Consider the following 2,182-nt stretch of genomic DNA (forward strand, 5'->3'; position numbering starts at 1 on the left):
TGTATTTGATAATTTAAAATTGAGCCACTTTCAAGCAGTTTGATCACATAAAAAATGAGCCACCCGATTTCCAATTAAATAACCTTCTCTTATGATAGAAAGTGACCAAACTTACTACATGAGAGAGGAAAAAAAGGATGATCAATATGGCTCAATTTCATCGTATCAAAATTTTAAAGGAGATTGAAGGTTTATCACAAAGACAAATCGCCAAGAAGCTTGGCATTTCAAGGAATACAGTAAGCAAGTATACCAAGCAACAAGAGGCTCCTACTACGATCCTGCGCCAGAATGTTTACGGTAAAAAAGAGTATTCTGATGAAACGAAACGCGTGCTCCCTATTATCGACCAATGGCTCGAAGATGACCTGACTAGTTGGGGTAAACAAAAACATACAGCTATAAGAATTTATAATAGATTAGTAGACGAATATGACTTCAAAGGTTCGGCATCCAACATTCGCAAAATTGTAGCTAAACGCAAGAAAAAGCTCCAGGAAGTTTTCATTCCTCTTGATTTCCAACTCGGCCACCAATTCCAATTCGACTGGGGAGAGGCGGACATTTTTCACCAGGGTCGAAAGCAACGCATTTACCTCTTCTGTATCCAGCTTTCTGCAAGCCGGATGCGATTTGTGAGAGCTTATCTTCATGAAAAGCAGGAAGCTTTTTTGGATGGCTTTGTTCGAGCGTTTGAGTTCTTTGGTGGTGTCCCAATCGAAGGGATTTTCGATAACTTAAAAACAGCTGTGGTGAAAACCCTCCAAGGGAGAGATCGTCTGGAACAAGAATCTTTTCTTGCGTTACAGGCCCACTATCTTTTCAAAGCGGAATTTTGTAACCCAGCCTCTGGGAACGAGAAGGGGCGTGTAGAAGGTACTGTCGGATACATACGAAGAAATGCCCTAGTTCCTCACCTTGAAGTACAATCCTTAGAAGAAGTAAATGACTATCTCTTGGATTGGTGTTTGAAAGAGGCCGAAAGGACGAAGGTCCCTCATAAGGAAGAGACGGTCTTACAATTGTGGGAAAAGGAAAAGGAGGCTCTTTACCCTCTTCCAGACAATCCATTTGAGGCCTGTAAGCTCGTATCCTGTAAGGTAAATAAGACATCACTGGTTACGATTGAGACGAATCAGTATTCGGTTCCATCTAGCTTTGTTGGACAGGCTGTATGGGCAAAAATTTTTGTCGATCGTGTGATCGTTGTGGCTCAAAATCAAGTGATCGCGGAACATATCCGTTCATATGATCGTTACCAAATGATTGCTGTACTCGATCATTATCTGGAGGCTTTACTGAAGAAACCTAGGGCAATTAGGGATGCCCATGCCTTTCAATCACCTGATATCCCTGATGTATTCAGGCGTTACCAACGTAAGCTGCGTGAACAAGAAGGCGCAGCAGGTGATCGAAAATTCATTCGACTCCTTCTCCTTCATCGGGAGATAGGAATGGAAAAGTTAACGGAAGTTTTACTGGAAGCCGAGAAAGCTCATGTCTTTCGATATGAGGCTGTACATGAAATGATCCAGACGCTCATTAACCAACCATTTCTTATTCAAGATCTGCCAAAGGAGAAAACGCCTATTAATCTATTGGACTATAAAGTAAGTAAGTCCAATATTGAACAATACGGACAACTAACTGGAGGAAGAATGAAATGACAACCGAATTACTTTTGGATCACCTTACCAAACAACTGAGAGTCCCAAGCATCGCCAAAAACTACCGTACTCTCGCGAGAGAGGCAGAAGAACGAAACCTTCGTTATGAGGAGTATCTACTAGCATTATTAGAGGCTGAGGCCGAGACCAGAGAAGAAAACCAAAAGCAAAGAAGGCTCAAGCTAGCTACCTTTCCTGTGCAGAAGACGCTTGATACCTATGACTTTAGTTTAATGCCGAGTCTAAACCGTAATCGGTTTCTGACACTGTCTAAAGGTGAATTTGTGGAGAAAAAAGAGAACATAATTTTTCTAGGGAACAGTGGTACGGGAAAGAGCCATTTGGCGACCGGTTTGGGAATAGAAATGGTGAAAAACGGCTACAAGGTTAAGTTCGTTACAGCCGCTGAACTAGTGGAAGAACTCCTAATGGCGAATGAAGAACACAAACTTGTCTTGTTTGAGAAGAGGTGGCTCAAATTTGATCTAATCATCATAGATGAACTGGGGTATGTA

2 protein-coding genes are annotated in these 2,182 nt (G+C 41.8%); both read left to right on the forward strand.

What is annotated here, in order from left to right; genetic code table 11:
- Positions 1-146 precede the first annotated feature (146 nt).
- Positions 147-1,667 carry an IS21 family transposase gene (gene istA / locus MLE14_RS22100; RefSeq protein WP_243300523.1) on the forward strand — a complete coding sequence of 507 codons (1,521 nt, stop codon included), beginning with the start codon at positions 147-149 and terminating at the stop codon, positions 1,665-1,667.
- Positions 1,664-2,182 (forward strand): ATP-binding protein (locus MLE14_RS22105; protein WP_243300524.1); only part of this gene is annotated, 519 nt, incomplete at its 3' end. The genes istA and MLE14_RS22105, both read left to right, overlap by 4 nt.

This window comes from Bacillus litorisediminis (assembly GCF_022808645.1).
Lineage (GTDB): Bacteria > Bacillota > Bacilli > Bacillales > JC228 > Bacillus_BF > Bacillus_BF litorisediminis.

Excerpts from the sequence above, each read along its gene's own strand:
- istA (WP_243300523.1), top strand. The coding sequence starts at position 147 with ATGGCTCAATTTCATCGTATCAAAATTTTAAAGGAGATTGAAGGTTTA.